This window comes from Pseudomonas sp. S2_H01 (assembly GCF_054668305.1).
In genome coordinates, this window is sequence record NZ_CP162756.1 from 1,458,540 (window position 1) to 1,481,955 (window position 23,416).

Sequence of the window (23,416 nt, forward strand, 5' to 3'; positions counted from 1 at the left end):
CGCATGGCCTGTAAATGGGGGCCACTCAGCTGATTTCAAGCCTGCTCGTCAATTGACGGTGCAACAGGCGACGGCGCCTTGCTGACCACGACCATGGCCGGGCGCAGTAGACGGCCGTTAAGCTGATAACCCTTCTGGAACACCTTCAGGACACTGTTCGGCTCGACGTCTGCGCTTTCCTGCATCGCCATTGCCTGGTGATGCTCAGCGTTGAACGGCTGACCGTGCGGGTCGATGGCTTCCAGGTGATAACGCTTGAGGGTGTCCGCAAACATCTTCAGGGTCAGCTCGATGCCTTCACGCATCGGACGGATGCTCTCGTCATCCGGGTTGGACAGGTCCAGACCACGCTCCAGGCTGTCGACGATCGGCAGCAGATCGCCAGCGAACTTCTCCAGCGCGAATTTATGAGCCTTTTCCACGTCCTGCTCAGCGCGGCGGCGGACGTTTTGCAGATCCGCAGCGACACGCAGAGACTGGTCCTGTGCCGCAGCCAGTTGCTCTTCCAGCACCTGCACACGCGTTGCCAAATCTTCTCCGGAATTCGCCGCGCCTGCAGCCTGATCCTGAGCCTGCGTATCCGGGTTCTGTTCGTCAGCCATAGTTTTCTCCTTCTAATTACGTCCGTGAGCAGAACTCACGCTTCTGCCCGGCTATATGGGGCCTTAATTTTCGGCTTCAAGGGGTTTCGATGCAGGATGGGGCGAATAACCCTACAAATATTCCGACATGATGCGTTTCGTGATCGCGCTCACTAAAACTCGCCAATGGTGCTAAGAAATACCGGGACCCTGCCAAATCGAGCTAAGGCCGGGCATTGTCAGCCCAAAGCAAAACACTGTATAAATAACCAGACAAATCGCTTGGGAGCCGCCCGTATGCTGGTGCACCTGTCCATACATAACTACGCCATCGTTGAACATCTCGATCTGGAACTGGATCGCGGCATGAGCGTGATAACCGGTGAAACCGGTGCCGGCAAGTCGATCATGCTCGACGCGCTCGGCCTGACGCTGGGTGATCGTGCCGACAGCGGCGTAGTACGACCGGGCGCCGACAAGGCTGACATTCTGGCGACGTTCGATGTGTCCGACATCCCGGAAGCAGACGCCTGGCTCAAGGAACGCGACCTCGAAACCGACGGCCCCTGCATTCTTCGCAGGGTCATCACCGCCGAAGGCCGTTCGCGTTCTTATATAAACGGCACGCCGTGCCCACAGGGCGATCTTAAAGCGCTGGGTGAATTGCTGATCGATATCCATAGCCAGCACGAGCATCAGTCGCTGCTCAAGACCGACACTCATCGTCGGTTGCTGGACGAATATGCGGGCGCCACCGACCTCGCCCGCCAAGTGCAGCTGGCCGCTCAACGCTGGCGCCAGACTCGCCAGGAGCTTGAACGACTGTCCAACTCCGGGGACGAACAGCGCGCCAAGCACCAACTGTTGAGCTATCAGCTGGAAGAACTCGAAAGCCTGAGCCTGGGCGAGAACGAGCTCGAACATCTGGAGCAGGAACACACCACGCTGACCAATGCAGAAAGCCTGCTGGGCATCTGCCGGCAAGTCGTCGAACTGTGCAGCGAGAGCGATTCAGGCAACGCACTGAATGCCCTGACCGCCAGCCTCAACCGGTTGACCAGCGTAAACAACTCGCCAGACGCGCTGAATGAAGCGACCAACCTGCTTTCCAGCGCACAGATTCAGGTGGAAGAAGCCGTCGGCGAAATCAATCGCTTCCTGGATCGTTTTGAAGCCGACCCCGCACGCCTGCAACAGATCGAAGAGCGGCTCGACACCATTTACACGCTCGCGCGCAAACACCGGGTTCAGCCAACCGACGTACCGGCATTGCATCAGAAGCTGCTGGATGAGATCGAAACGCTGAACGCCAATGACGAAGCCATCGAGCGCCTTGAGCACGAACTTGGCTCATATGCCCGCCACTATCAGGAAAAGGCCCGCGAACTGAGCGACCTTCGCCATCGTGCAGCCCCTGAACTGGCCCATGCCGTGGAGCATGAAATTCAGCGACTGGGCATGCCGGGGGGTCGCTTCAATATCGAATTGCGTGAAAACGCGGAGAAGGAACTGTCACCTCACGGCCTTGAACAGGTGGAGCTACTGGTCAGCGCCAACCCGGGGCAACCGCTCAAGGCACTGGCCAAAGTGGCTTCAGGCGGTGAACTCTCCCGGATCAGTCTGGCGATTCAGGTCATTACCGCGCAGACCTCACGCGTGCCCACACTGGTCTTTGACGAAGTCGACGTCGGCATCGGCGGCCCAACTGCGGAAATCGTCGGGCAGCTGCTGCGCAGGCTCGGTGAGCGTGGCCAGGTCATGACCGTCACGCATTTGCCGCAGGTCGCCGCGCAGGGGCATCAGCATCTGTTCGTGCACAAGGTTCGCGAGGAAGACGTGACGCGCACCGCCGTTTCCAAACTGAGCAAGAGTGAGCGCGTAGAAGAAGTGGCGAGGATGCTGGGAGGGATCGACCTGACCAAGGAGTCCCTGGCCCACGCGAAAAAGATGGTGATTACCGCCAAATCCTGAAAACAGCGTGCCTGAACCAAAAAAGGCGACCCGAGGGTCGCCTTTTTTGTGTATCCGAAAAAGACTCAGTCCAGCTTCTCTTTCTTGCGTACGTAAAGCACCAGATTGTGATCCACCAGCTCGAAACCGTGCTTGGTCACAATGGCTTTTTGCAGTTTCTCGATTTCTTCGTCGAAGAACTCGATCACCTCACCGGACTCCACGTTGACCATATGGTCGTGGTGGCCTCCATCGGCAAGCTCAAACACGGCATGACCGCCGTCGAAGTTGTGGCGAACCACCAACCCGGCTGCTTCGAACTGAGTCAAAACACGGTAAACCGTTGCCAGACCGACGTCTTCGTTGGCCTCCATAAGTGCCTTGTAGACGTCCTCCGCGCTCATGTGGCGCTGCTCTGCAGAATCGAGCATTTGAAGGATCTTGACCCGTGGCAGGGTCACTTTAAGTCCAGCTTTGCGTAGTTCGCTATTTTCAACCATGGTCAGCTTTCTCGCAGACGCTGCTTCGCAGCTTCTCTTAATGCAGGTATGATCGGGGTTTACGTTGTCCCAGCCAAGATAGTGGAAGTCGCCCACCGATGCAAAACACCAAGCTCTTGCTAACCAGTTTCACCTTCGTGGGACTGCTCGCACTCGCCGGTTGTTCATTCCCCGGGGTTTATAAAATCGACATCCAACAGGGCAATGTCGTCACGCAGGACATGATAGACCAGTTACGGCCCGGAATGACCCGTCGGCAAGTAAGGTTTATCATGGGCAATCCCCTGTTGGCCGATACCTTCCACCCTGATCGCTGGGACTACCTGTACAGCCTGCAGCCCGGTGGCGGTGAACGCCAACAGGAACGCATCAGCCTGATCTTCAATGGTAACGATCAGCTGGCGAGCCTGTCCGGTGACTTCAAACCGGGCGTGAGCCGCGACGAAGCCATCCTTGGCAAGAGCAGCGATACGACGACTACCCCCGAAAACAAAGGGGAACAGCAGCCGAAGGAAGAGCCGCCAAAACCTGGCTCCCTGCTCGAGCAGATCCAGAACGACGTCGACAAGGTCGAAACCGTTCCGGTCCCGACTCAGGAACCGCTGGATACCAATCCACGCTGATCCTCGCGGGCTGCCAAAAGCAGCTGCAAAAAAAACCCGGCAATGCCGGGCTTTTTTATGCCTCTCAATCGAGCCGAGGAAAAAGTTAAATCGGTTTTTGCGCTTTTTTCGCTTTGGCCGCCTTCTCCGCGCGCAATCGCCGCACTTCTTTGGGATCCACCAAAAGCGGGCGGTAAATTTCGACCCGATCGCCCTCTTCCACTCGACGCACTGAGGGATCGGGGATCACCTTGCCAAATATCCCAAGCGCACATTGATCGAGCTGGACATCCGCGAAGCGCTCAGCGATGCCGGAGGCCGTCACGGCGCCCGACACCGTAGTACCCGCGGGCACCTCAATCTTGAGCAGCTCCTGACGATCAACAGCGGCGTACACCACCTCGACGTTGATCATCACCTCAGACATGCAACTCTTTAGCGCGCTGGCAGAACGCATCAACCAAGGTGTTGGCTGCCTGATTGAACAACGGGCCCAGCGTGGCACGCACGATGGAGCCGGAATAATCGAAGGACAGATCCAGGCTGATCTTGCAGGCCTTCTCGCCCAGCGCCTTGAAAGTCCAGATGCCATGCAGTTGACTGAACGGCCCCTCTTCCAAATTCATCTCGATCATCTGCCCAGGCGTCAGCGTGTTGCGTGTCACGAAATGCTGACTCAGACCACCTTTGGCCACCTCGACGCGAGCGCGCATCATCGTATCGCTCTGCTCCAGCACCGTGGCGCCGGAGCACCAGGGCAGGAACTCGGAGTAACGAGCCACGTCGTTGACCAGGTCGTACAGCGCCTGAGCGGGATACGGCAACAGGGCCGAACGTTGAATATGCGTAGTCATGTCAGCGTCATTTCCAAAGCTGAGCGGCAAACACAATCAGAATGCCGATCGGCGCCACATAGCGCATCAAAAAAAACGTTAGAGCGAACAGAACCGGACTGCGTACCGACAACTCGTCGCGCACGGCTTCACGGCCCATCACCCAACCCGCGAAAATCACAAAGCACAATCCACCCAGCGGCAGCATGATCCGCGACGTGAAGAAATCGATCACGCCGAAGAAATCCAGGCCAGCCGTCGCGCCCCACTGGTAGAGATGAAACGCGCCGCCTTCGTTCACGAAAAATTTGGCCTGCTTCCAGATGTTGAACGAGAACACCGTTCCCAGCCCCACAAACCAGCAGATGAACGACAGCCAGAAGGTCACCCAGCCACGACGCACCTTGGTGCGCTCTACCAGGTAGGCAACCATCGGCTCCAGGAGCGAGATCGCCGAACTCCACGCCGCCACGGCGACGAGGATGAAGAAGACCACGCCCATGACCGTGCCGAACGCTACGTTACCAAACGCGTAAGGCAAGGTGACAAACATCAGGCCCGGGCCTTCACTCGGATTCAGACCTGCCGCAAACACAATCGGAAACAATGCCAGACCGGCCAGCAACGAAACAAAGGTATCCAGCAGCGCCACACCGACAACCGTCGCGCTAATCGAAGCCTCTTTGGTCATGTAGGCGCCATAAATCATGATCGAACCGACACCGACGCTCAGCGAAAAGAACGCGTGCCCCATGGCAGGCAGCAACCCGTCGAGGAGCTTCTCAGGCGTGAAGTCGAACATGAAATGCACGCCTTCCATGAAGTGCCCGGTGGTCAGGCTGTAGCCCAGCAGAATCACCATCAGCACGAACAGCAGCGGCATCAGGATTCGCAGGCTGCGCTCAAGACCGGCATTGACGCCCTTGGCGATGGTGATTGCCGACAGCAGCATGAACAGCGTGTGCCATGCCACCAGACGCCACGGGTCGGCGATCAACTCGCCGAAGAACGCCCCTACGCCATCGGGCGTGACGGCCTGAAAATCACCCTTCCCGACATCGATGATGTATTCGAGCGACCAGCCACCGACGACGCTATAAAAAGAAAGAATCAGCAGCGCGGTGATCATTCCGGCAAATGCGCCCCACGACCATTTGCTCGAATGCCCCACCTCCAGCGCCAGCACCTTCAGGGCATTGGCCGGACTTTGGCGGGCACGACGGCCGATCAGGGTTTCGGCCATCATCACCGGAATGCCGATCAACGCGATGCACGCCAGGAACACCAGCACGAACGCACCGCCGCCATAGACGCCGACCATGTAGGGGAATTTCCATATGCTTCCCAACCCCACGGCCGAGCCGGTGGCAGCCAGGATAAACACCCAGCGGCTCGCCCAGCTGCCGTGAACCGAAACCTTGTCCGTCGACATCGTTGACACGTCCAACACGCAAAAAAGATCGGGCATTGTCCGGGATTCACTCAACGTGCTCAAGCACACTGCTTCACGTTGCCGAGCCCATAGCCGAGAGCACCGTTGATCCCTATAATGCGTCGCCTATGGCTAAGCTCAAGAAACATCCCACAGGGACCATCGCGCAAAATAAAAAGGCGCGTCACGATTACTTCATCGAACACAAGTTCGAGGCCGGTCTGGTCCTGGCCGGTTGGGAAGTAAAAAGCCTGCGTGCCAACAAGGTGCAGCTGGTGGACAGTTACGTGCTGCTCAAGGACGGTGAGGCCTGGCTGATGGGTAGCCACATCACGCCGTTGACGACAGCCAGTACCCACGTCATCGCTGACCCGACACGCACCCGTAAACTGCTGCTCAACAAGCGCGAGCTGGAAAGGCTCAACGCCGCCGTTGCGCAAAAAGGGTACACCGCGGTCGCCCTTGCCCTTTACTGGAAAGCGCACTTGATCAAGTGCGAAATCGCTCTGGGTAAAGGCAAGAAGGAATACGACAAGCGTGATACCGAGCGCGAACGCGACTCCAATCGCGAGCTGCAACGCGCTGTGCGGAACAAAGGCAAGGAAGACTGATTCTTTCGAAGGCGTGGCGATGCGCGCCTGACGGACACAGATCAACTGTGGGAGCGAATTTATTCGCGAATGGCCAGTACAGGCGGCAACTGTCTAGCGCCTCGCAGATTTTTCGCGAATGAATTCGCTCCCACAGGTTTCAGTTCACCGCAGGCATTTGCGTCAAATCCCGTTACGCCGTTCGGCCCGCGCCGTGCGCTGCACCTGCTGACGCACCTCTTCCAGCACTTCCTGCACGTACAACAGATGTCGACTGGACACTTCCCGGGCATCGTCCGCCCGACCTTCGATAATCGCCAGATACAGCTCACGGTGCTGACTGATCAGCATGTCGCGCGTCTCGGAGCGTTGTTTGTACATACCGCCGATGTTGGTCACGACATTGCGCCGCAACAGATCGAACAGCCCGCGAATGGTGTGCAGCAGCACCGCGTTGTGGCTGGCTTCGGCAATCGCCAGGTGGAAATTCGCATCGGCCGCGCCCTCCTCCGCACGACTCACCTCATCGACCCGCGCGTAGCAATCCTGCAAGGCGTCAAAGGCCTCGCGCAGCCGTGCACGGTCGACGTCCGTCGCGCGGATCGCGGCGTAGTAAGCACAGGACGCTTCGAGGGTGTGCCGAAACTCCAGCAGGTCGCGTTGCGCATCGGAGCTGCTTTCCAAAAGGTGCAGCAACGGATCGCTGAAGGTAGACCCCAGACTTTCCACCACATAATTGCCGCCACCCTGACGACTGATCAGCAACCCTTTGGCAGTGAGCTTCTGAATCGCTTCACGCAGGGACGGGCGCGACACACCGAACTGCTCGGCCAGCGTACGCTCCGCCGGCAGACGTTCACCCGCCCGCAGCGTGCCTTCGAGAATCATCCTCTCGAGCTGTTCGACAATATCGTCTGACAAACGGCGCTGACGCACCTGATCGAAGCCCATCCCCTTTCTCCACATCCTCAGCTGCCCCGTCCGACACGACTGCGGGGGGCGATTATTCTCGCTGATTGTGATCAGACATTCACCCAGCAGATGTAGGACAAATCTCCGATTCAGGCGAAAACCCAGATAAGTGCTACAAAAGTTCTAACGGCTTAAATTGACACACCAATGCCAAGGCTTTTAACCTAGCGACAAGACATTGTAAATTGGTATTACCAATTTATGAATGCCGGCGACTAGTGGTCATCCTCCACGACACGCCGCAAGCAATTCGCGACGGCGGAACGCTTGAGCTGGTGAGCTGTGCGACTTCGTTCGTCAGCACCGGCAGGACGACAGACATGCAGTTGTCCCCTGCAGGAGCAGCGCACGTACGACATGGACACCGGGCCTAACCAACAACAATTAGGGGCCTCATACATGCAAACCTGGCAACAGCTCTACACACCTCTCGGCAGCCTGGGCCTATCGGCACTCGCTGCAGTCGTTCCCATCGTGTTCTTCTTCCTCGCCCTGGCCGTATTCCGGCTCAAAGGCCATGTTGCAGGCGCCATCACCCTGTTGCTTGCCGTCCTGATCGCGATCTTCGCGTTTCAGATGCCTGCGGACATGGCGGTTGCTTCGGCGGCCTATGGATTCCTTTACGGCTTGTGGCCAATTGCGTGGATCATCGTTGCGGCGGTGTTCCTCTACAAACTGACGGTCAAGAGCGGCCAGTTCGAGATCATCCGCAGCTCGGTCATGTCGATCACTGACGACCAACGCATACAGGTCTTGCTGATTGGATTCTGCTTCGGCGCCTTCCTGGAAGGTGCGGCAGGCTTCGGTGCGCCGGTCGCGATCACGGCAGCCTTGTTGGTAGGCCTGGGGTTGAACCCCCTGTACGCAGCAGGCTTGTGCCTGATCGCCAACACCGCGCCAGTCGCGTTCGGCGCACTGGGAATTCCGATCATCGTCGCTGGCCAGGTCTCTGGCATCGACGCATTCAAGATCGGCGCAATGGCGGGCCGTCAACTGCCGCTGCTGTCGGTCTTCGTGCCGTTCTGGCTGATGTTCATGATGGACGGCGTGAAAGGCGTGAAGGAAACCTGGCCCGCCGCGCTGGTGGCTGGCGGCAGCTTCGCCGTCGTGCAATTCCTGACCTCCAACTACATTGGCCCGGAACTGCCTGACATTACCTCGGCATTGGTCAGCCTCGTGTCCCTGACCTTCTTCCTGAAAGTCTGGCAACCCGCCCGCGCAACCGACGCGCAAGTGGCGAGCGCAGGTGGCGGTGCAGTCGTGATGGGCGGCGGTCCTGGCGGCTTCGGTCAGCCACGCACCACCAAAAAATCCCCGTACTCCGCCGGCGTCATCCTCAAGGCCTGGTCACCGTTCCTGATTCTGACCGTCATCGTAACGATCTGGACCTTGAAGCCGTTCAAGGCCCTCTTCGCTGCAGGTGGTCCACTGGCCTCGCTGACCATGAACTTCCCGGTTCCACACCTGGATCAACTGGTCATGAAAGGCGCACCGATCGTTGCAACAGCGACGGCCATGCCTGCTGTGTACAAGTTCGACCTGCTGGCAGCCTCCGGCAGCGCCATTCTGATCTCGGCGATTCTGGCGATGATCGTGCTGCGAATCGGCGTCAAAACTGGTCTTACCACTTTTAAAGAGACCCTGTTCGAACTGCGCTGGGCCATCGTGTCCATCGGCATGGTGCTGGCCTTCGCCTTCGTCATGAACTACTCGGGCATGTCCTCGACACTGGCGTTGGTTCTGGCCGGTACGGGTTCAGCATTCCCGTTCTTCTCGCCCTTCCTTGGCTGGCTCGGTGTGTTCCTGACCGGTTCCGACACCTCGTCCAACGCCTTGTTCGGCTCGCTGCAAGCGACCACCGCGCACCAGTTGGGCGTCAGTGACGTGCTGATGGTTGCCGCCAACTCCAGCGGCGGCGTGACCGGCAAGATGATCTCCCCGCAATCGATCGCCGTGGCTTGCGCCGCGACCGGTCTGGTCGGCAAGGAATCGGACCTGTTCCGCTTCACGCTCAAGCACAGCATCTTCTTCGCGGCCATCGTGGGCTGCATCACCTACGTCCAGGCGTACTGGCTGACCGGCATGCTGGTTCATTAACGAGACGAGCGCCGGGTGTGCTCACGCGCACCCGGCGTTGCCCCGCTCACTCAATGTTGCGAGACCCCATGATCATTTCTGCCTCCACCGATTATCGTGCCGCTGCGCAACGCAAGCTGCCTCCGTTTCTCTTTCATTACGCCGACGGTGGCGCGTACGCCGAACACACCCTGCGCCACAACGTCTCGGACCTGTCCGAAATCGCCTTGCGCCAGCGCGTGCTGAAGAACATGTCCGAGCTCAGCCTTGAAACCCGGCTGTTCGATGAAACCCTGAGCATGCCCGTGATACTGGCGCCGGTCGGTCTGTGCGGCATGTACGCTCGCCGTGGCGAAGTGCAGGCGGCTCGCGCTGCGGCGTCCAAAGGGATTCCCTTCACGCTGTCGACCGTCTCGCTCTGCCCGATCGAAGAAGTCGCCCCGGCCATCGACCGGCCGATGTGGTTCCAGCTTTACGTCCTCAAGGATCGCGGCTTCATGCGCAATGCTTTGGAGCGCGCCAAAGCCGCCGGGGTCAAGACGCTGGTGTTCACCGTCGACATGCCGGTGCCTGGCGCCCGCTATCGCGACCTGCACTCCGGCATGAGCGGCAAAAACGGCCCGATCCGCCGTGTCCTGCAGGCCATGACCCATCCACAATGGGCCTGGGATGTGGGCGTGAACGGCCGCCCGCACGATCTGGGCAACGTGTCGGCCTACCGCGGCAACCCCACCGGCCTGACGGATTACATCGCCTGGCTCGGTAACAATTTCGATCCTTCGATTTCCTGGAAAGACCTGGAATGGATTCGCGAATTCTGGGACGGCCCGATGATCATCAAAGGCATCCTTGACCCCGAAGACGCCCGCGACGCCGTGAAATTCGGCGCGGACGGCATCGTTGTCTCCAACCACGGCGGCCGCCAGCTCGACGGCGTGCTGTCCAGCGCCCGTGCCTTGCCCGCCATCGCCGACGCCGTAAAAGGCGAGATCAAGATCCTCGCCGACTCCGGCATTCGCAGCGGCCTGGACGTGGTGCGCATGATTGCCATGGGCGCCGACGCCGTGCTGATCGGCCGCGCGTTCATTTACGCCCTCGCCACCCACGGCGAAGCAGGCGTGAAGCATTTGCTCGAACTGTTCGAAAAGGAAATGCGCGTAGCCATGGTGCTGACAGGCGCCAAATCCGTCAGCGAAATCACCCGCGACTCACTGGTTCGCGAGCTCGGCGCCTGAGCGCACGCTGTAGAAAACGCACGCGGCACGCCAGATGCCGCGGCGCCATGAAGATGACCCCGTGAGGAAGACCGTATGAGCCTGCCCGCCTCGTTTCTGGACGATGTGAAGCGCCTGATTCCTGCCGACCGCCGTTTCGACGACCCGCTGTCGACGCTCGCCTTCGGCACCGACGCCAGCTTTTACCGGCTGATCCCCAAACTGGTGATCCGCGTCGAATCCGAAGAGGAAGTGGTCACGCTGCTCAAGCTGGCGCAAGTCGACCGGGTTCCCGTGACGTTTCGTGCGGCGGGGACCAGCCTCTCGGGCCAGGCCATCAGCGACTCGGTGCTGATCGTCCTCGGCGATAACTGGAACGGGCGCGAAGTCCGTCGCGAAGGCGAACAGATTCGCCTGCAACCAGGCGTGATCGGCGCACAGGCCAATGCCTGGCTGGCACCGTTCGGACGCAAGATCGGACCTGACCCGGCCTCCATCAACGCCGCGAAGATTGGCGGGATCGTCGCCAACAACTCCAGCGGCATGTGCTGCGGCACGGCGCAAAACACGTATCACACGCTGGCAGGCATTCGCCTGGTGCTGGCCGACGGCACACGCATCGACACCGAAGACGCCCAGAGCGTCGCCGCGTTCCGCGCCAGTCACCGCACGCTGCTCGAGCGTCTGCGTGAGCTGGGTCGCGAGACCCGCGCCAACCCCGAACTCGCCGCAAAGATTCGCCACAAATACCGCCTGAAAAACACCACCGGTTTGTCTCTGAACGCCCTGGTCGACTTTGAAGAGCCGCTGGATATCCTCAGCCATTTGCTGGTCGGTTCCGAAGGCACCCTTGGGTTCATCAGCGCAGTGACCTACGACACTGTGCTCGATCACCCGAACAAGGCCTCCGCGCTGATTGTGTTTCCAGATGTGGAAACCTGCTGCAACGCCGTCACCGTGCTGAAAACCCAGCCGGTCTCTGCCGTCGAACTGCTCGACCGCCGTAGCATGCGCTCGGTGCAGAACAAACCGGGCATGCCCGTCTTCGTACGAGAGCTGTCGGAAAACGCCTGCGCGCTGCTGATCGAAGCCCGGGCGGCCACGCAGCCTCTGCTGCACGAACAACTGGCGCAGATCATGGCGTCGATCGCGCACTTCCCGGTGGAAAAGCAGGTGGACTTCACTGAAGACCCCGCTGAAAACGCGCGGCTGTGGGCCATCCGCAAAGACACATTCCCCGCCGTCGGCGCCGTGCGCGAAACCGGCACCACGGTAATCATCGAGGACGTCACCTTTCCCGTCGAACAACTGGCGATTGGCGTGCGACGTCTGATCGAGCTGTTCGAAAAGCATCACTACGACGAAGCCATCCTGTTCGGCCACGCACTGGAGGGCAATCTGCACTTCGTCTTCACCCAAGGCTTCAACGACCCCGAAGAAATCGCCCGCTACTCGGCCTTCATGGACGATGTAACACAACTGGTTGCCGTGGAATTCAACGGTTCGCTCAAGGCTGAACACGGCACCGGGCGCAACATGGCGCCGTTCGTGGAGCTCGAGTGGGGCAGTGACGCCTATCAATTGATGTGGCAACTCAAGCGCGTGCTCGACCCCAACGGCATCCTCAACCCTGACGTGGTGCTCAGTGAAGACCCGCAGATCCACCTCAAGCACCTCAAGCCGATGCCGGCTGCCGACGCCATCGTCGACAAATGCATCGAATGCGGTTTCTGTGAGCCGGTTTGCCCGTCCAAAGGGCTGACCCTGAGCCCGCGCCAGCGCATCGTGATATGGCGCGACATCCAGGCCAAAAAACGAGCCGGCACCGACACCACCGACCTTGAGCGTGATTATCACTACCAGGGCATCGAGACCTGCGCCGCCACCGGGTTGTGCGCACAGCGGTGCCCAGTCGGTATCAACACCGGGGAGCTGGTGAAAAAGCTGCGGGGACAAGAAGCCACGCACGGCACGACCGCCGACTGGCTGGCGCATCACTTCACAACGGCGCTCAAAGGCGCGCGCTTTACCCTGCATGCCGCGAACGGCGCCCGCATGTTGTTGGGTGCGCCGAGACTGGCGAAGATTTCCGCTGCGCTGACCAAGGCCTCTTCGGGTCGTGTCCCGCTGTGGACACCCGCCATGCCCCAGCCGGAAAACGCCATTCGCTTCAATCCACCGGTCGACGATCAACGCCCGCGTGTGGTCTACCTCGCCGCATGTGTCTCACGGGTCATGGGCCCGGCAGCCGCGGATCACGAACAGATGTCCCTGATGGACAAAACCCGTGGCCTGCTGGAAAAAGCCGGTTACCAAGTGGTGTTCCCCGATGATCAGGACAGCCTGTGCTGCGGCCAGCCTTTCGCCTCCAAAGGTTACGCAGCGCAAGCCGAAGAGAAGCGTCAGCAACTGCTGGCGGCGCTGACCAAAGCCAGTCGCGGAGGCCTCGACCCGATCTACTGCGACACCAGTCCCTGCACGCTTCGACTGGTCCAGGACCTGAAGGACACCCGCCTCGACCTCTACGATCCGGTGCGTTTCATCCGCACACATCTGCTCGACAAACTGGTGTTCACACCTCAGCAGGAAGCCATCGCGGTTCACGTCACGTGCAGCACTCAACACCTCGGCGAAAGCCAGGCGCTGATCGAACTGGCGCGGCTGTGCAGCGTCAACGTCGTGATTCCCGAAGGCATCCATTGCTGTGGGTTCGCAGGCGACAAAGGCTTCACCACGCCCGAGCTCAATGCCCACTCGTTACGCACCTTGAAGGATGCCGTGCAGTACTGCAGCGAGGGCATCTCCACCAGCCGCACCTGTGAAATCGGCCTGACACAACACGGCGAAATCGACTACCACGGGCTCGTGTACCTCGTTGACCGCGTGACCCGGCCAAGAACCGCTTGATGCATTCATATGGAGCGATTTTCGCTCCATATGAATGAAACATCCTGCAACATGGCTTTTTCACACCACCTCAAAAATAAATAGAACCCCTGCGTTTGAGGGCAGTCCATCTCTTTAAGCGCCACAACATGGGACGCTTATTCCTCTATCTCGGACATCGGCCACTGTTAACCGGCCATACCGAGTCCCCAGGCTTAAGGAGATACACATGAAACGCACAGCACTGACTGGTTTGTTTCTGACCGCTGCACTGATGGGTTCCCCGGTATTCGCTGCTGATGACCTGTGCGGTGCCAACCTGCAGGCCCTGAAGGACGCCCATACGTCGACCAGCACCAACCTGAGTGCCGACAGCAAGGCTGACCTGGAAAAAACGATTGATGCAGCGAAGAAGGCTCAGGCCGCGGGCGATGACAAAAAATGCATCGAGCTGACCACCAAAGAAATGACTGACCTGAAAACCGGCGGCGACGGTTCGGACGGCGGCGCAGCCAAGTAACGCTCGGGCTGGGCCGGCCGTGAGTCGGCCCGCCGATCTGCGAAAGGCTCAAGGTGACGTATCCCGTTGATTCGGGTACACTCCGCGGCCTGACTGCTAGAGCAGCAGAATTGGGGCCGATTAGGATTCGACGCCGGTGATGAAACTCTAGGGGCATGCCGACTTGGTAACAGAAGTCGTAAATCCACTGTTGCAACTTTCTATAGTTGCCAATGACGAAACCTACGGGGAACAAGCTCTCGCTGCGTAAGCGGCGCTAGCCTTCCTTCTGGTAGCTTCGGCTCCAGCAATCATCAGGGGATGCCTGTAAACCCAAAATGATTGTCATACAGAACAGGATCGCCGTGCAGTACGCTGTGGACGAATCGGCTAAAACTTACACAGCTCGCCCAAAGCACCCTGCCCGTCGGGTCGCTGAGGGTTAACTTAATAGACACGGCTAAGCATGTAGTCCCGACAGCGGAGTACTGGCGGACGGGGGTTCAAATCCCCCCGGCTCCACCAAACAAATGAAAGACGTCCTCGGACGTCTTTTTTTGTGCCTGCGATCCGGAAAATACGCGGCTTCCAGCGCTTTTGCGGTTTTTTGAGAGTTTTTGAGTTCCGGCCGTTCGGGTATTCCAACCAGGCGCCTCTGGACTATCGGGCTGAGCGGATGACGTAGCGTTGTCCTCACAGCATCCCGGTGAGCGGTCTGGCCACGTACGGCCAAATCAGAGCCAGGAACGTATTGCCGATCCGCTGAGTACGAATCCGGTTTCAGCCATGGAGGTATCAATAACACCCTTCATTCGGAACGCGCGACGCACAATTGCGCTTGGCGAGGCTGGGTTGGACATACCGTTCAAACCCAGCCCGCGCAATTTTGGAACAAGGAAGGTCCTTATGCAGGCACGTAAAAATAGCTCAACGGTACCAACCGTTTAGTCTCAGGATCAGTGGCTGGATAGTGCGCCATCAAGGTACGAGCCAGCTCATCTAGCGTCCACATGGTGAGATGCACATTGGCCCTCTCACCCTCGTAGAGCGCCTCTTTAGTGAATCCGCCAGTACTGACATACAGCCCGCGATCATCCTTGTGCCTACCGCCCAAAAAGCTACGGATTTCATTACTCCCCATCCGAGCGTTTCGATGTTTAACCTCCACCACAATCCGTGGTGGCTCAAATCCAAAACCGTCGGGGGAAGCAATTATGTCTTTACCCCGATCAGCACCTGCTGGGGAAACGAGAGTCTTGTAGCCCATTGCTCGCAAGATCCCAGCTACCAATTCCTGCATTTCAGCCCAATCCAGACTGTTGATTTGGTCCTTAATTCGCTCGAATGCGATCTCTTGAACGCCCTTCAGAGGGTCTTCTAGGGCTTCTGGATCTTCAATCAGATCTTTCGGCGCAGCGCAGACGTCTTTACCAGTAGCCAGGGCCAGCAATTCCTTCTGAGCATCCTCCGCAACATTAAATACGGTTAACGTAGATCCCAGACTGTTCCTACTCGCGCCGGTGAGCTTGTCGCGATCAACCTCCTGCGGGTACCACTCAACTGATCTGGTCAGAGACATCCCATCATCTGCCAGATCGAGGCGAAGCTGGCACGCTCCAGTGAAACGACCGACCAGGTAGGTCCGGTTCGCAGGAGAGTAAGTAACGACCGTATCACCAATGCTGATTTCGTTAACGAAACGGAATACCTGTGACGCACCTGATACGGCACTCGCGTCCTTTATCCCTGGCTGGAGGTCTTTATAGGCCTGAATTAATGCCTTCCGAGAAACACCTGGCTTGGCCTCAAGCGCCAATTGAGCCCAACCAATTGCTGCGATATTGCGATCTCTAAAATCGTCATAGAGACGGCCGCCGTCACCTCGGATCATCCACATCGCTGGCATGCTGACACTCACTATTCCCATAATTCGAGGCAAGACTGTAGCAATGGTGATCGCCTGTGTGAACGAAAAGCACGACATTGCTACATCACGTGATTGGGGCTAACAGGTCCGATGTCGACAGCTTCATACGGTGGTTCTCCCAATGGCGATTGGATCCGGAAGCTCGTCCGCCTCCCGCCCGTGATGGATGCTCTCTAACCTAATAGCCCTACTGTGCCAGCTACACCGTACTCCGTTGCCCTGCAACAACCTATCCGCGTGGCCGATTCTTGCGCCAACTTGCGCCCGTCTAAGAGACGGGCTCTCCTGACACTGCTGCGGCCCTAATCGCACATGGCTTTGCGGCAATCCCCCCCCGTGACAAACGCCGATGTCACCAGCAACAGCGCTGTAGATGATGGTGCCGCAGACCACGGAATGGACTGCACCTGACTGACAGTCAGGCATGCCCCAGTCATCGCATTGCTGCGTTCACCCGACTCAGGATCTTCAGGCGTTGGTTTAGTCAGCCAGCACTGCCTCCACCCGCCCACCGGCAACGGTGTTAAGGAGGCCAGATCATGAGATGCCCTTGCTCCCGGTCGTAAGGAGCCGCCAGTCCCGCGTAGTGGACATTCCCCACAGGTCGCAGGGGCCTTGATCCCTGATAACACTCAGCATTCTTGGCGGGATGACGTGGGGCGAGGATCGGAGAGCGGAAGAAGAGGTGGGCGATATGGCACTGGTGGGTAGACGCGATGGCCGCAATTTCGGTTACGGCAGGCAATTGAGCTACGCAGGGCCGCAGGCGCTAAAAGACATGTTCGGCGGCGGCCACTACGGCACAGTCAAGGCTCACTGTAATCGCTGGTTGGCATTCGTTAAGTGGGGCCGCTCAGAACAGGGGCCGGGTATCAATGATGCGCGGCAGATTGATCGGAAGGTGTTGGCCGACTATGCGGCGTATCTGCGCGACATGGTTAGGCGCGGTGATCTCGCCATTAGCACCGCACAAAATCGGCTATCCAGCGTTAACAGGACCATGGCAGCGCTTCGCGGTGATCAGTACGTGAAGTTACCAAGCCCGAGCAAGGCGTTGGGTATGCAGCGCATCGGGGTTCGACACTCGGTGCCTCAAGGCCAAGACCGCGAACAGGTTAAACAGATCGTTGACGCGCTTTGCAGCCGTCACCAGTTACGAGCCGCTGCGATCGTTCTGTTGGCGCGAACCACCGGCATGCGATTGCGTAAGGCCATCTTGGCTGATCTGCCACGGCTAAGCCGTGAGGCTAACGAACTAGGCAGGATTAACATTCAGGATGGCACCAAAGGCGGCCGCGCCGGAGCCTCGGCCCCACGTTGGATTAAGGTGGATGACCATATTCGTGGCGCACTTGGATTTGCATTGCAAATATCTTCCGCGGACATACGCAACCTGATTGCTCCAAACGAGAGCTATCTGAACGTCTTGCAGCACATCGCCCGGTCAGCGAGAGAGGTCCTGAAAGCACAAGGCCTCAAAGGCTTTCATGAATTGCGGGCTGCGTTTGCGTGTGAGCGCTACGAGCAGATCACTCTGCACCGTGCGCCTATTAACGGCGGTAATTGCTATTCCGTAGATCGGTGCCTTGATCTTGAGGCTCGCATACAGATCAGCTATGAGCTGGGACATGGCCGCATCGAAGTCGTCGCGGCATACATTGGTGGGCGGGTATGACCAACGCGTTTGATATGAAGTTGTTTTTGGGTGGCGTGCTGACTGGGTCACATGCGACGAGGGAGCGACATTTGCAACAGGCGAAGATTATCCAATCTGAAATCGCAAAGCGCTGGCAGCGAGCAAATCCTTGGGCCTGGCAGCGGAAGCATTTGGTATGGTTTCTCGAACACTTCCTCACCTGTCGCAGTGAGGCAACCCGATATTACTATTTGCTCACTATCCGACTGCTCGCGCGACGCCTGGAGAGGTCATGGGTTTTTAAACGTTGAGCCGAACTTCCGTTCCTAATTATCGCTAATCACCACCTCCGCCTCGGACAATCACCGCCTCGACGCAGCTACAAGCAATTTCCTTAGTGCTGATAAAACCATGACTTTTCAGGGCCGCCCCGGCCTTGCGTAAGTAGCAATGTAGCGCCGGATACGAGAGTGAGACCTCGATCTCGGCCGGTAACTGATCACGCCGGATCGGGGCTTACAATTACACACGCACCACGCTTCGTCTGGCATTATGCCTTTATAGCGCCACCACTCTCGGGATGGCTGGTGACGAACTCAAGGGACGGAACATGGCAGAGAACAGCAACTTCGCCTTTTTCAAAGAACACGATCCGGTTTTTTTCCAGCTTGCCAATGCGGCCGAGCGAGTATTTTCCAGCGACCCCAACACGACGCTGATCAAACTGCGCCAGTTGGGCGAAGCGCTCGCCCAGGATCTGGCGGTAAGAGCAGGCATTGAGTTCGACGCCACCACTTCCCAAGCTGATCTGCTGTTCCGCCTGAGTCGTGAAATCCAGCTCGACGGTAACATCCGTAACCTATTCCATACGCTGCGCATCGAAGGCAATAAGGCTACCCATGAATTCCGCACCCAGCATCGTGAGGCACTGGACGGGCTGAGGGTCGCCCGCGCCTTGGCGATCTGGTATCACCAGTCATTTGGCACGGGCGGCAACACCTTCAAGCCTGGGCCTTTCATGGTTCCGGCCGATCCGAGTGAGCCTCTACGTGAGCTGCAGGGGCAGATCGAAAAACTTCGCGCAGAGCTGGGCGACAGTCGCCAGCAATTGGAGAACAACCACCAATTAGCCGAGCTACTGGCGCAAGAAAAGCATGAGCAAGCCAGTCTAGTTGGGCAGATGAACGAGGAAGCCCGCGTCTACGAGCAGATTGCCCTTGAACGCGAGGCTGAACTATCGAAGGCCCGAGTCGATTTCGAGGCGCGGCTGAAAGTGCTGCAACAACAGCTTGAAGATCAGCCGCAAGCTGCCCAGCAGGTCACGCGTAAAACTCAGCAGGCAAGTAGCCAGTTCGACCTCAATGAAGACCTCACCCGTATTCTCATCGATCAACAGTTGAACGATGCCGGCTGGGAAGCCGATTCGCTCGATCTTACCTACAGCAAGGGCGCTCGGCCCGAAAAGGGCAAGAACAAGGCCATCGCCGAATGGCCAACCAGCAAGCCGAAAGAAAACGCTGATTACGTGCTGTTCGCCGGCCTAATCCCAGTCGCCATCGTCGAAGCCAAGCGCAAGCGTGTCAACATAGCGGACCGCATTCCCCAAGCCGAGCGCTATTCACGCCAACTGATCGTTACCGACAATCTGCAGCCGGCCGGGCAGAACACGGGCTGGGCGGATGGCCAGGGCGGCCACTTCAAAGTCCCGTTTGCCTTTGCCTGCAATGGCCGGCCCTTCATTAAGCAGCTCGCTGAGCTGTCTGGCATCTGGTTTCGTGACTTGCGCAGTACGGCCAACCTGCGCCGGCCGCTACAGGACTTCCACACGCCGGGCGGCCTACTCGACCTGCTCAAACGAAGCCGTGAGGACGCTGAGGCGAAACTACAGCAGGAAGGGTTCGCCTATCTCAAGCTGCGTGATTATCAAGAAAACGCCATCCGCGCCGTCGAACAGGCCCTAGCCGCCAATCGCCGCAACTGTCTGCTGGCCATGGCGACCGGAACCGGCAAAACGCGCACTATCATTGGCTTGATGTACCGCCTGCTGAAGGCCGAGCGCTTTCGCCGTATTCTTTTCCTGGTCGATCGCAGCGCCTTGGGGGAACAGGCCATCGAAGCCTTCAATGAGGCGACGCTGGAACAGAACCACACGCTGGCGCAGATCTACGATGTCAAAGAACTAGGTGACATGGCTGCCGAAGCTGAAACACGGGTTCAGGTCGCCACTGTGCAGGCCATGGTCAAGCGCATCTTCCAGTCGGACACTCCGCCACCCATCGATGCCTTCGACTGCATCATCGTCGACGAAGCCCACCGCGGTTATACCCTCGATCAGGAAATGACTGAAGGCGAGCTGGCAGTGCGCGACTTCAACCAGTATCTATCGCAGTATCGTCGCGTGCTCGACTATTTCGACGCCTGCCGCGTCGGGCTCACCGCTACCCCAGCCAAGCACACCAGCGAGGTCTTCGGGGCTCCGATATACACCTACAGCTATCGTGAGGCCGTTGCTGACGACTGGCTGATTGATCACGAACCTCCAATCCGCTACCAGACCCTGCTGAGCCAGAATGGCATCCACTTTGCCAAGGGCGAGAGTGTCAGCGTCATCGATACGAGCACCGGCGAGGTAGATGTCGCCGAGCTCGAGGACGAGCTCGACTTCGAAATTGAGTCCTTCAATCGCCGCGTGATTACGCCCGGTTTCGACAAGGTCATCTGCGAGCAACTGGCACAAGAGCTCGACCCGTCGGGCGACGAAAAAACGATGATCTTTTGCGTTCACCAAGCCCATGCCGAGCGAGTCAAAAACCTTCTCGACGGAGCCTTCAAGGACGTCCACGGCGAGGATTACAACCAGGCAGCCGTACAGATCATCACCGGGCAAAGTGACAAGGTTAAACAACTGATCCGCCAGTACAAGAACGAGCGCTACCCAAGCATTGCCATCACGGTCGACCTGTTGACCACCGGTATCGACGTACCACGCATTTGCCACTTGGTGTTCATGCGCCGGGTGCGTTCGCGCATTCTCTACGAACAGATGAAGGGCCGCGCGACTCGCCGCTGCGATGAAATCGGCAAGACGGTGTTCAGAATCTACGATCCGGTTGATCTGTACGCTGCCCTCGAGCCAGTAGATACAATGAAGCCGCTAGTGAAAGACCCAAGTATCAGCCTCGAACAACTGGTCAGCGAGCTAAGCACCCCAGCCAGCCTCGATGCTCCTGGTAACCAGCCAGACACTAGTCATGCCCACGACGTCCTGGACCAGCTCAGCCAGCGGATCATGCGTATTCTGCGCAAGGCCAGCCATAAGGCCGAGCAAAAGCCAGCCCTAAAGGCCAAGCTCGCCGAACTAGAGAACACCTGGGGCGTAGCCCCGGACAAACTGCATCAGCACCTGCACCAGCTCGGCCCACAGCAAGCTGCCCAGTTCATCCAACGGCATGCCCAACTGCTCGATCAACTCGCCACGGTTAATGCCCTGCTGGGATCGCTGAACTACCCGGTGATCTCCACTCACACGGACGAACTGATGGTCCGTGAGCAGAACTACGGCGATTACCAAAAGCCCGGGGACTATCTGGAGAGCTTCAACGACTTCATTAAGAATCAGTTGAACCAGTCAGTGGCACTCGGCGTAGTGGTCAACCGCCCGCAAGACCTGACCCGTGAACAATTGCGCGAAGTGCGCCTGCTGCTCGACGGGCATGGCTATAGCGAGGTGAATCTGCAAAGCGCCTGGCGCAACCAAACCAACCAGGAAATCGCTGCCAGTATCGTCGGCTTCATCCGACGCGCCGCCCTCGGAGAGGCTTTGCTGCCATTTGAGCAGCGCGTAACCAAGGCGATGGAGACGATTTATACCCTGCAGCCTTGGACTCAAATTCAGCGTAAGTGGCTTGATCGCCTGGCCAAGCAACTGGTGCACGAGGTCGTTATTGACAAGAAGCAGATTGGTGAGGCGTTCAAGAGCGATGGCGGCAGCACGCGGCTGGACAAGATGCTCGGCGGCAATCTGGGCGTGGTACTGGACGCCCTGAATGACAACCTGTGGGCACAGACGGGATGAAGCCGATCCTGAACGCTGGGTTGGCCACCGTACTCGTTCATGAGGGATAATGCCCTCCTATTGCACGAGTTATCGACTGCAGCACCTAGAGACGCTTAATGACCCTTGCCGAGCTTCATCAGATCCTTAACCGTGGTGAGGACAGCCGCCATCAGTTCAAGCGCGATTTTAGCAATATCGATGCCTTGGCAGCCGAGTTGGTAGCGTTCGCCAATACGTCCGGTGGCTACTTGCTGATCGGCGTAGACGACTCCGGCGCGGTGAGCGGGTTGAGTAGCGCCGACATTTCGCGACTCAATCAGTTGCTCTCCAACGCGGCCTCACAGAATGTCCGCCCGGCGATCAATCCATTGTCCAGCAACCTTCAGACCGAACACGGGCTGGTCATGGTGGTGACAGTCGAACAAGGGCTGAATAAACCCTATGTCGACAACCAAGGTCGCATCTGGGTAAAGAACGGCGCCGACAAGCGTCGGGTCACGGCCCGTGAGGAACTGCAGCGTTTGTTCCAGCAGGCCGGGCTGGTGTGTGCCGATGCAGTACCGGTCGCGGGCAGCAGCTTAGCGGATATCGATGCCAAGGCGCTCGGCGAGTACTTTCAAAGACGCTTTCGGCAAAGCCCCGACCAGACAGGTTTGGAAACCACCCGCATCCTGGAAAATCTTGGCCTCGCCAGTGGCGACACACCCAATTTGGCCGGTTTGCTGCTCTTCGGCCAGGCGCCACAACGTCTGTGCCCGGCATTCGATATCAAGGCCGTGGCGTTTCCGGGCACGGTTCTGCATGACCGCCACTATCTAGACAGCGAAGATATCGACGGCAATCTGCAGGAACAGTACCGACGCAGCCTTGCCTTCATAAAGCGCAACCTACACCACGTGCAGCGCCAGCAGGGCTTCAATACCCTCGGCCAGCTGGAAGTGCCGGAGGAGGTGTTTGAAGAACTGCTGGTCAATGCCCTGATCCACCGCGACTACTTTGTCAGCGCCTCCATCCGGATCATGATCTTCGCCGATCGCATCGAACTGATCAGCCCCGGGCACCTGCCTGACGTGCTCGATACAGAGAAAATTCGATTCGGCCTGTCAAACCGTCGTAACCCGACGCTCACCTCCCATGCTGTGCACATTCTCCCCTATCGCGGTTTGGGCACCGGCATCCCGCGGGCTATCGATGCTTGGCCAATGATCCAGCTGGAGGACGACCGGCAGAGTAATCAGTTCAAGGTGGTGATTCAGCGCGCCGTTGAAAAAGGGCCTCTTTCGGGCCCAAGTGGGGACCAAGTAGGGACTAAGTCGGGACCAAGTAGGGACCAAGTAGGGACTGAGTCCGCTGTCGAAGAAGAACAAGCCGAAACTCGCCTGTCTTTGCAGCAAGAGCAGATGACGATGCTGTGCAAAATGACAGGCGATCACACTGCGCCAGAGCTAATGACCTTCGTCGGGCGCAGAAACCGCAGCAAGTTCCGCGAGCAGGTTTTGACCCCACTACTGACGATTGGCGTGGTCGAGATGACCATTCCAGACAAGCCCAACAGCAGCAAGCAACGCTATCGCCTGACTGCGGCCGGCCGAGCGCTAAAGGCCGAACAACACTCCTCAGACGACTGAGCCCAGACAACCACTTCTCTGCGCCAGCGGAAT

General features: G+C 58.4%; 18 protein-coding genes and 1 other RNA gene. 12 read left to right on the forward strand and 7 right to left on the reverse strand.

All coding sequences use genetic code 11. The features are described from left to right. Positions 1-35 precede the first annotated feature (35 nt). A complete protein-coding gene (gene grpE / locus AB4N84_RS06455) occupies positions 36-602 on the reverse strand; it encodes a nucleotide exchange factor GrpE (RefSeq protein WP_074756390.1) in 567 nt (188 codons plus the stop codon). A gap of 276 nt (positions 603-878) precedes the next feature. Between grpE and recN the strand changes: the two genes are divergently transcribed. After that, on the forward strand, positions 879-2,552 hold the full coding sequence (recN, locus tag AB4N84_RS06460) for a DNA repair protein RecN (protein ID WP_460045653.1): 1,674 nt from the start codon (positions 879-881) through the stop codon (positions 2,550-2,552). 65 nt (positions 2,553-2,617) lie between these two features. On the opposite strand, the gene fur is transcribed toward recN, so the two are convergent. Beyond that, on the reverse strand, positions 2,618-3,031 hold the full coding sequence (fur, locus tag AB4N84_RS06465; protein WP_346829045.1) for a ferric iron uptake transcriptional regulator: 414 nt from the start codon (positions 3,029-3,031) through the stop codon (positions 2,618-2,620). 98 nt (positions 3,032-3,129) lie between these two features. On the opposite strand from fur, the gene AB4N84_RS06470 reads away from it, so the two are divergent. After that, positions 3,130-3,654, forward strand: coding sequence for an outer membrane protein assembly factor BamE (locus AB4N84_RS06470; protein ID WP_074756396.1), 525 nt, complete (start codon positions 3,130-3,132; stop codon positions 3,652-3,654). An 85-nt stretch (positions 3,655-3,739) separates the two neighbouring features. On the opposite strand, the gene AB4N84_RS06475 is transcribed toward AB4N84_RS06470, so the two are convergent. From AB4N84_RS06475 to AB4N84_RS06485, 3 genes are read right to left on the reverse strand one after another with little or no spacing between them, the layout of a single operon-like run. After that, positions 3,740-4,060, reverse strand: coding sequence for an RnfH family protein (locus AB4N84_RS06475; protein WP_460045654.1), 321 nt, complete (start codon positions 4,058-4,060; stop codon positions 3,740-3,742). After that, positions 4,053-4,487 carry a type II toxin-antitoxin system RatA family toxin gene (locus AB4N84_RS06480; RefSeq protein ID WP_074756400.1) on the reverse strand — a complete coding sequence of 145 codons (435 nt, stop codon included), beginning with the start codon at positions 4,485-4,487 and terminating at the stop codon, positions 4,053-4,055. Before AB4N84_RS06480 ends, AB4N84_RS06475 begins: the two co-directional genes overlap by 8 nt. 7 nt (positions 4,488-4,494) lie before the next feature. Continuing rightward, positions 4,495-5,898 carry a sodium-dependent transporter gene (locus AB4N84_RS06485; protein ID WP_460045655.1) on the reverse strand — a complete coding sequence of 468 codons (1,404 nt, stop codon included), beginning with the start codon at positions 5,896-5,898 and terminating at the stop codon, positions 4,495-4,497. 128 nt (positions 5,899-6,026) lie between these two features. Here AB4N84_RS06485 and smpB point away from each other — a divergent pair, with 128 nt between their 5' ends. Then, positions 6,027-6,509 (forward strand): SsrA-binding protein SmpB, encoded by a 483-nt coding sequence (gene smpB / locus AB4N84_RS06490; RefSeq protein ID WP_062389795.1) that lies wholly within the window; start codon positions 6,027-6,029, stop codon positions 6,507-6,509. A 162-nt stretch (positions 6,510-6,671) separates the two neighbouring features. On the opposite strand, the gene AB4N84_RS06495 is transcribed toward smpB, so the two are convergent. After that, positions 6,672-7,439, reverse strand: a complete 768-nt coding sequence (locus AB4N84_RS06495) for a GntR family transcriptional regulator (protein ID WP_460045657.1) — start codon at positions 7,437-7,439, stop codon at positions 6,672-6,674. A 420-nt stretch (positions 7,440-7,859) separates the two neighbouring features. Between AB4N84_RS06495 and AB4N84_RS06500 the strand changes: the two genes are divergently transcribed. The 5 genes from AB4N84_RS06500 to ssrA all read left to right on the forward strand — a co-directional run bounded on the left by AB4N84_RS06500 (position 7,860) and on the right by ssrA (position 14,660). After that, complete coding sequence (locus tag AB4N84_RS06500; RefSeq protein WP_460045658.1) at positions 7,860-9,557, forward strand: lactate permease LctP family transporter; 1,698 nt, start codon at positions 7,860-7,862, stop codon at positions 9,555-9,557. Positions 9,558-9,625: 68 nt separating this feature from the next. Beyond that, entirely contained in the window at positions 9,626-10,771 is a 1,146-nt protein-coding gene (lldD, locus tag AB4N84_RS06505; RefSeq protein ID WP_460045659.1) for an FMN-dependent L-lactate dehydrogenase LldD, read from the forward strand. 75 nt (positions 10,772-10,846) lie between these two features. Then, on the forward strand, positions 10,847-13,657 hold the full coding sequence (locus AB4N84_RS06510; RefSeq protein WP_460045661.1) for an FAD-binding and (Fe-S)-binding domain-containing protein: 2,811 nt from the start codon (positions 10,847-10,849) through the stop codon (positions 13,655-13,657). 208 nt (positions 13,658-13,865) lie between these two features. Continuing rightward, complete coding sequence (locus tag AB4N84_RS06515; RefSeq protein ID WP_460045662.1) at positions 13,866-14,156, forward strand: hypothetical protein; 291 nt, start codon at positions 13,866-13,868, stop codon at positions 14,154-14,156. Between the two features lie 112 nt (positions 14,157-14,268). After that, positions 14,269-14,660, forward strand: a transfer-messenger RNA (tmRNA) gene (gene ssrA / locus AB4N84_RS06520). 379 nt (positions 14,661-15,039) lie between these two features. Here ssrA and AB4N84_RS06525 read toward each other — a convergent pair. Next, positions 15,040-16,041 (reverse strand): restriction endonuclease, encoded by a 1,002-nt coding sequence (locus AB4N84_RS06525; protein WP_460045663.1) that lies wholly within the window; start codon positions 16,039-16,041, stop codon positions 15,040-15,042. A gap of 715 nt (positions 16,042-16,756) precedes the next feature. Between AB4N84_RS06525 and AB4N84_RS06530 the strand changes: the two genes are divergently transcribed. The 4 genes from AB4N84_RS06530 to AB4N84_RS06545 all read left to right on the forward strand — a co-directional run bounded on the left by AB4N84_RS06530 (position 16,757) and on the right by AB4N84_RS06545 (position 23,383). After that, entirely contained in the window at positions 16,757-17,737 is a 981-nt protein-coding gene (locus AB4N84_RS06530; RefSeq protein WP_460045665.1) for an integrase domain-containing protein, read from the forward strand. Next, a complete protein-coding gene (locus tag AB4N84_RS06535; RefSeq protein ID WP_460045666.1) occupies positions 17,734-18,009 on the forward strand; it encodes a hypothetical protein in 276 nt (91 codons plus the stop codon). The genes AB4N84_RS06530 and AB4N84_RS06535 overlap by 4 nt, the downstream gene beginning before the upstream one ends. Before the next feature lie 299 nt (positions 18,010-18,308). Next, complete coding sequence (gene hsdR / locus AB4N84_RS06540; protein WP_460045668.1) at positions 18,309-21,773, forward strand: type I restriction-modification system endonuclease; 3,465 nt, start codon at positions 18,309-18,311, stop codon at positions 21,771-21,773. A 98-nt stretch (positions 21,774-21,871) separates the two neighbouring features. Beyond that, complete coding sequence (locus tag AB4N84_RS06545; RefSeq protein ID WP_460045669.1) at positions 21,872-23,383, forward strand: RNA-binding domain-containing protein; 1,512 nt, start codon at positions 21,872-21,874, stop codon at positions 23,381-23,383. Positions 23,384-23,416 lie beyond the last annotated feature (33 nt).

Excerpts from the sequence above, each read along its gene's own strand:
- AB4N84_RS06510 (WP_460045661.1), top strand. The coding sequence starts at position 10,847 with ATGAGCCTGCCCGCCTCGTTTCTGGACGATGTGAAGCGCCTGATTCCT.
- AB4N84_RS06480 (WP_074756400.1), bottom strand. The coding sequence starts at position 4,487 with ATGACTACGCATATTCAACGTTCGGCCCTGTTGCCGTATCCCGCTCAG.
- hsdR (WP_460045668.1), top strand. The coding sequence starts at position 18,309 with ATGGCAGAGAACAGCAACTTCGCCTTTTTCAAAGAACACGATCCGGTT.
- recN (WP_460045653.1), top strand. The coding sequence starts at position 879 with ATGCTGGTGCACCTGTCCATACATAACTACGCCATCGTTGAACATCTC.
- AB4N84_RS06530 (WP_460045665.1), top strand. The coding sequence starts at position 16,757 with ATGGCACTGGTGGGTAGACGCGATGGCCGCAATTTCGGTTACGGCAGG.
- AB4N84_RS06500 (WP_460045658.1), top strand. The coding sequence starts at position 7,860 with ATGCAAACCTGGCAACAGCTCTACACACCTCTCGGCAGCCTGGGCCTA.
- AB4N84_RS06525 (WP_460045663.1), bottom strand. The coding sequence starts at position 16,041 with ATGCCAGCGATGTGGATGATCCGAGGTGACGGCGGCCGTCTCTATGAC.
- smpB (WP_062389795.1), top strand. The coding sequence starts at position 6,027 with ATGGCTAAGCTCAAGAAACATCCCACAGGGACCATCGCGCAAAATAAA.
- grpE (WP_074756390.1), bottom strand. The coding sequence starts at position 602 with ATGGCTGACGAACAGAACCCGGATACGCAGGCTCAGGATCAGGCTGCA.
- AB4N84_RS06485 (WP_460045655.1), bottom strand. The coding sequence starts at position 5,898 with ATGTCGACGGACAAGGTTTCGGTTCACGGCAGCTGGGCGAGCCGCTGG.
- fur (WP_346829045.1), bottom strand. The coding sequence starts at position 3,031 with ATGGTTGAAAATAGCGAACTACGCAAAGCTGGACTTAAAGTGACCCTG.
- AB4N84_RS06535 (WP_460045666.1), top strand. The coding sequence starts at position 17,734 with ATGACCAACGCGTTTGATATGAAGTTGTTTTTGGGTGGCGTGCTGACT.
- AB4N84_RS06515 (WP_460045662.1), top strand. The coding sequence starts at position 13,866 with ATGAAACGCACAGCACTGACTGGTTTGTTTCTGACCGCTGCACTGATG.
- AB4N84_RS06470 (WP_074756396.1), top strand. The coding sequence starts at position 3,130 with ATGCAAAACACCAAGCTCTTGCTAACCAGTTTCACCTTCGTGGGACTG.
- AB4N84_RS06475 (WP_460045654.1), bottom strand. The coding sequence starts at position 4,060 with ATGTCTGAGGTGATGATCAACGTCGAGGTGGTGTACGCCGCTGTTGAT.
- AB4N84_RS06545 (WP_460045669.1), top strand. The coding sequence starts at position 21,872 with ATGACCCTTGCCGAGCTTCATCAGATCCTTAACCGTGGTGAGGACAGC.
- AB4N84_RS06495 (WP_460045657.1), bottom strand. The coding sequence starts at position 7,439 with ATGGGCTTCGATCAGGTGCGTCAGCGCCGTTTGTCAGACGATATTGTC.
- lldD (WP_460045659.1), top strand. The coding sequence starts at position 9,626 with ATGATCATTTCTGCCTCCACCGATTATCGTGCCGCTGCGCAACGCAAG.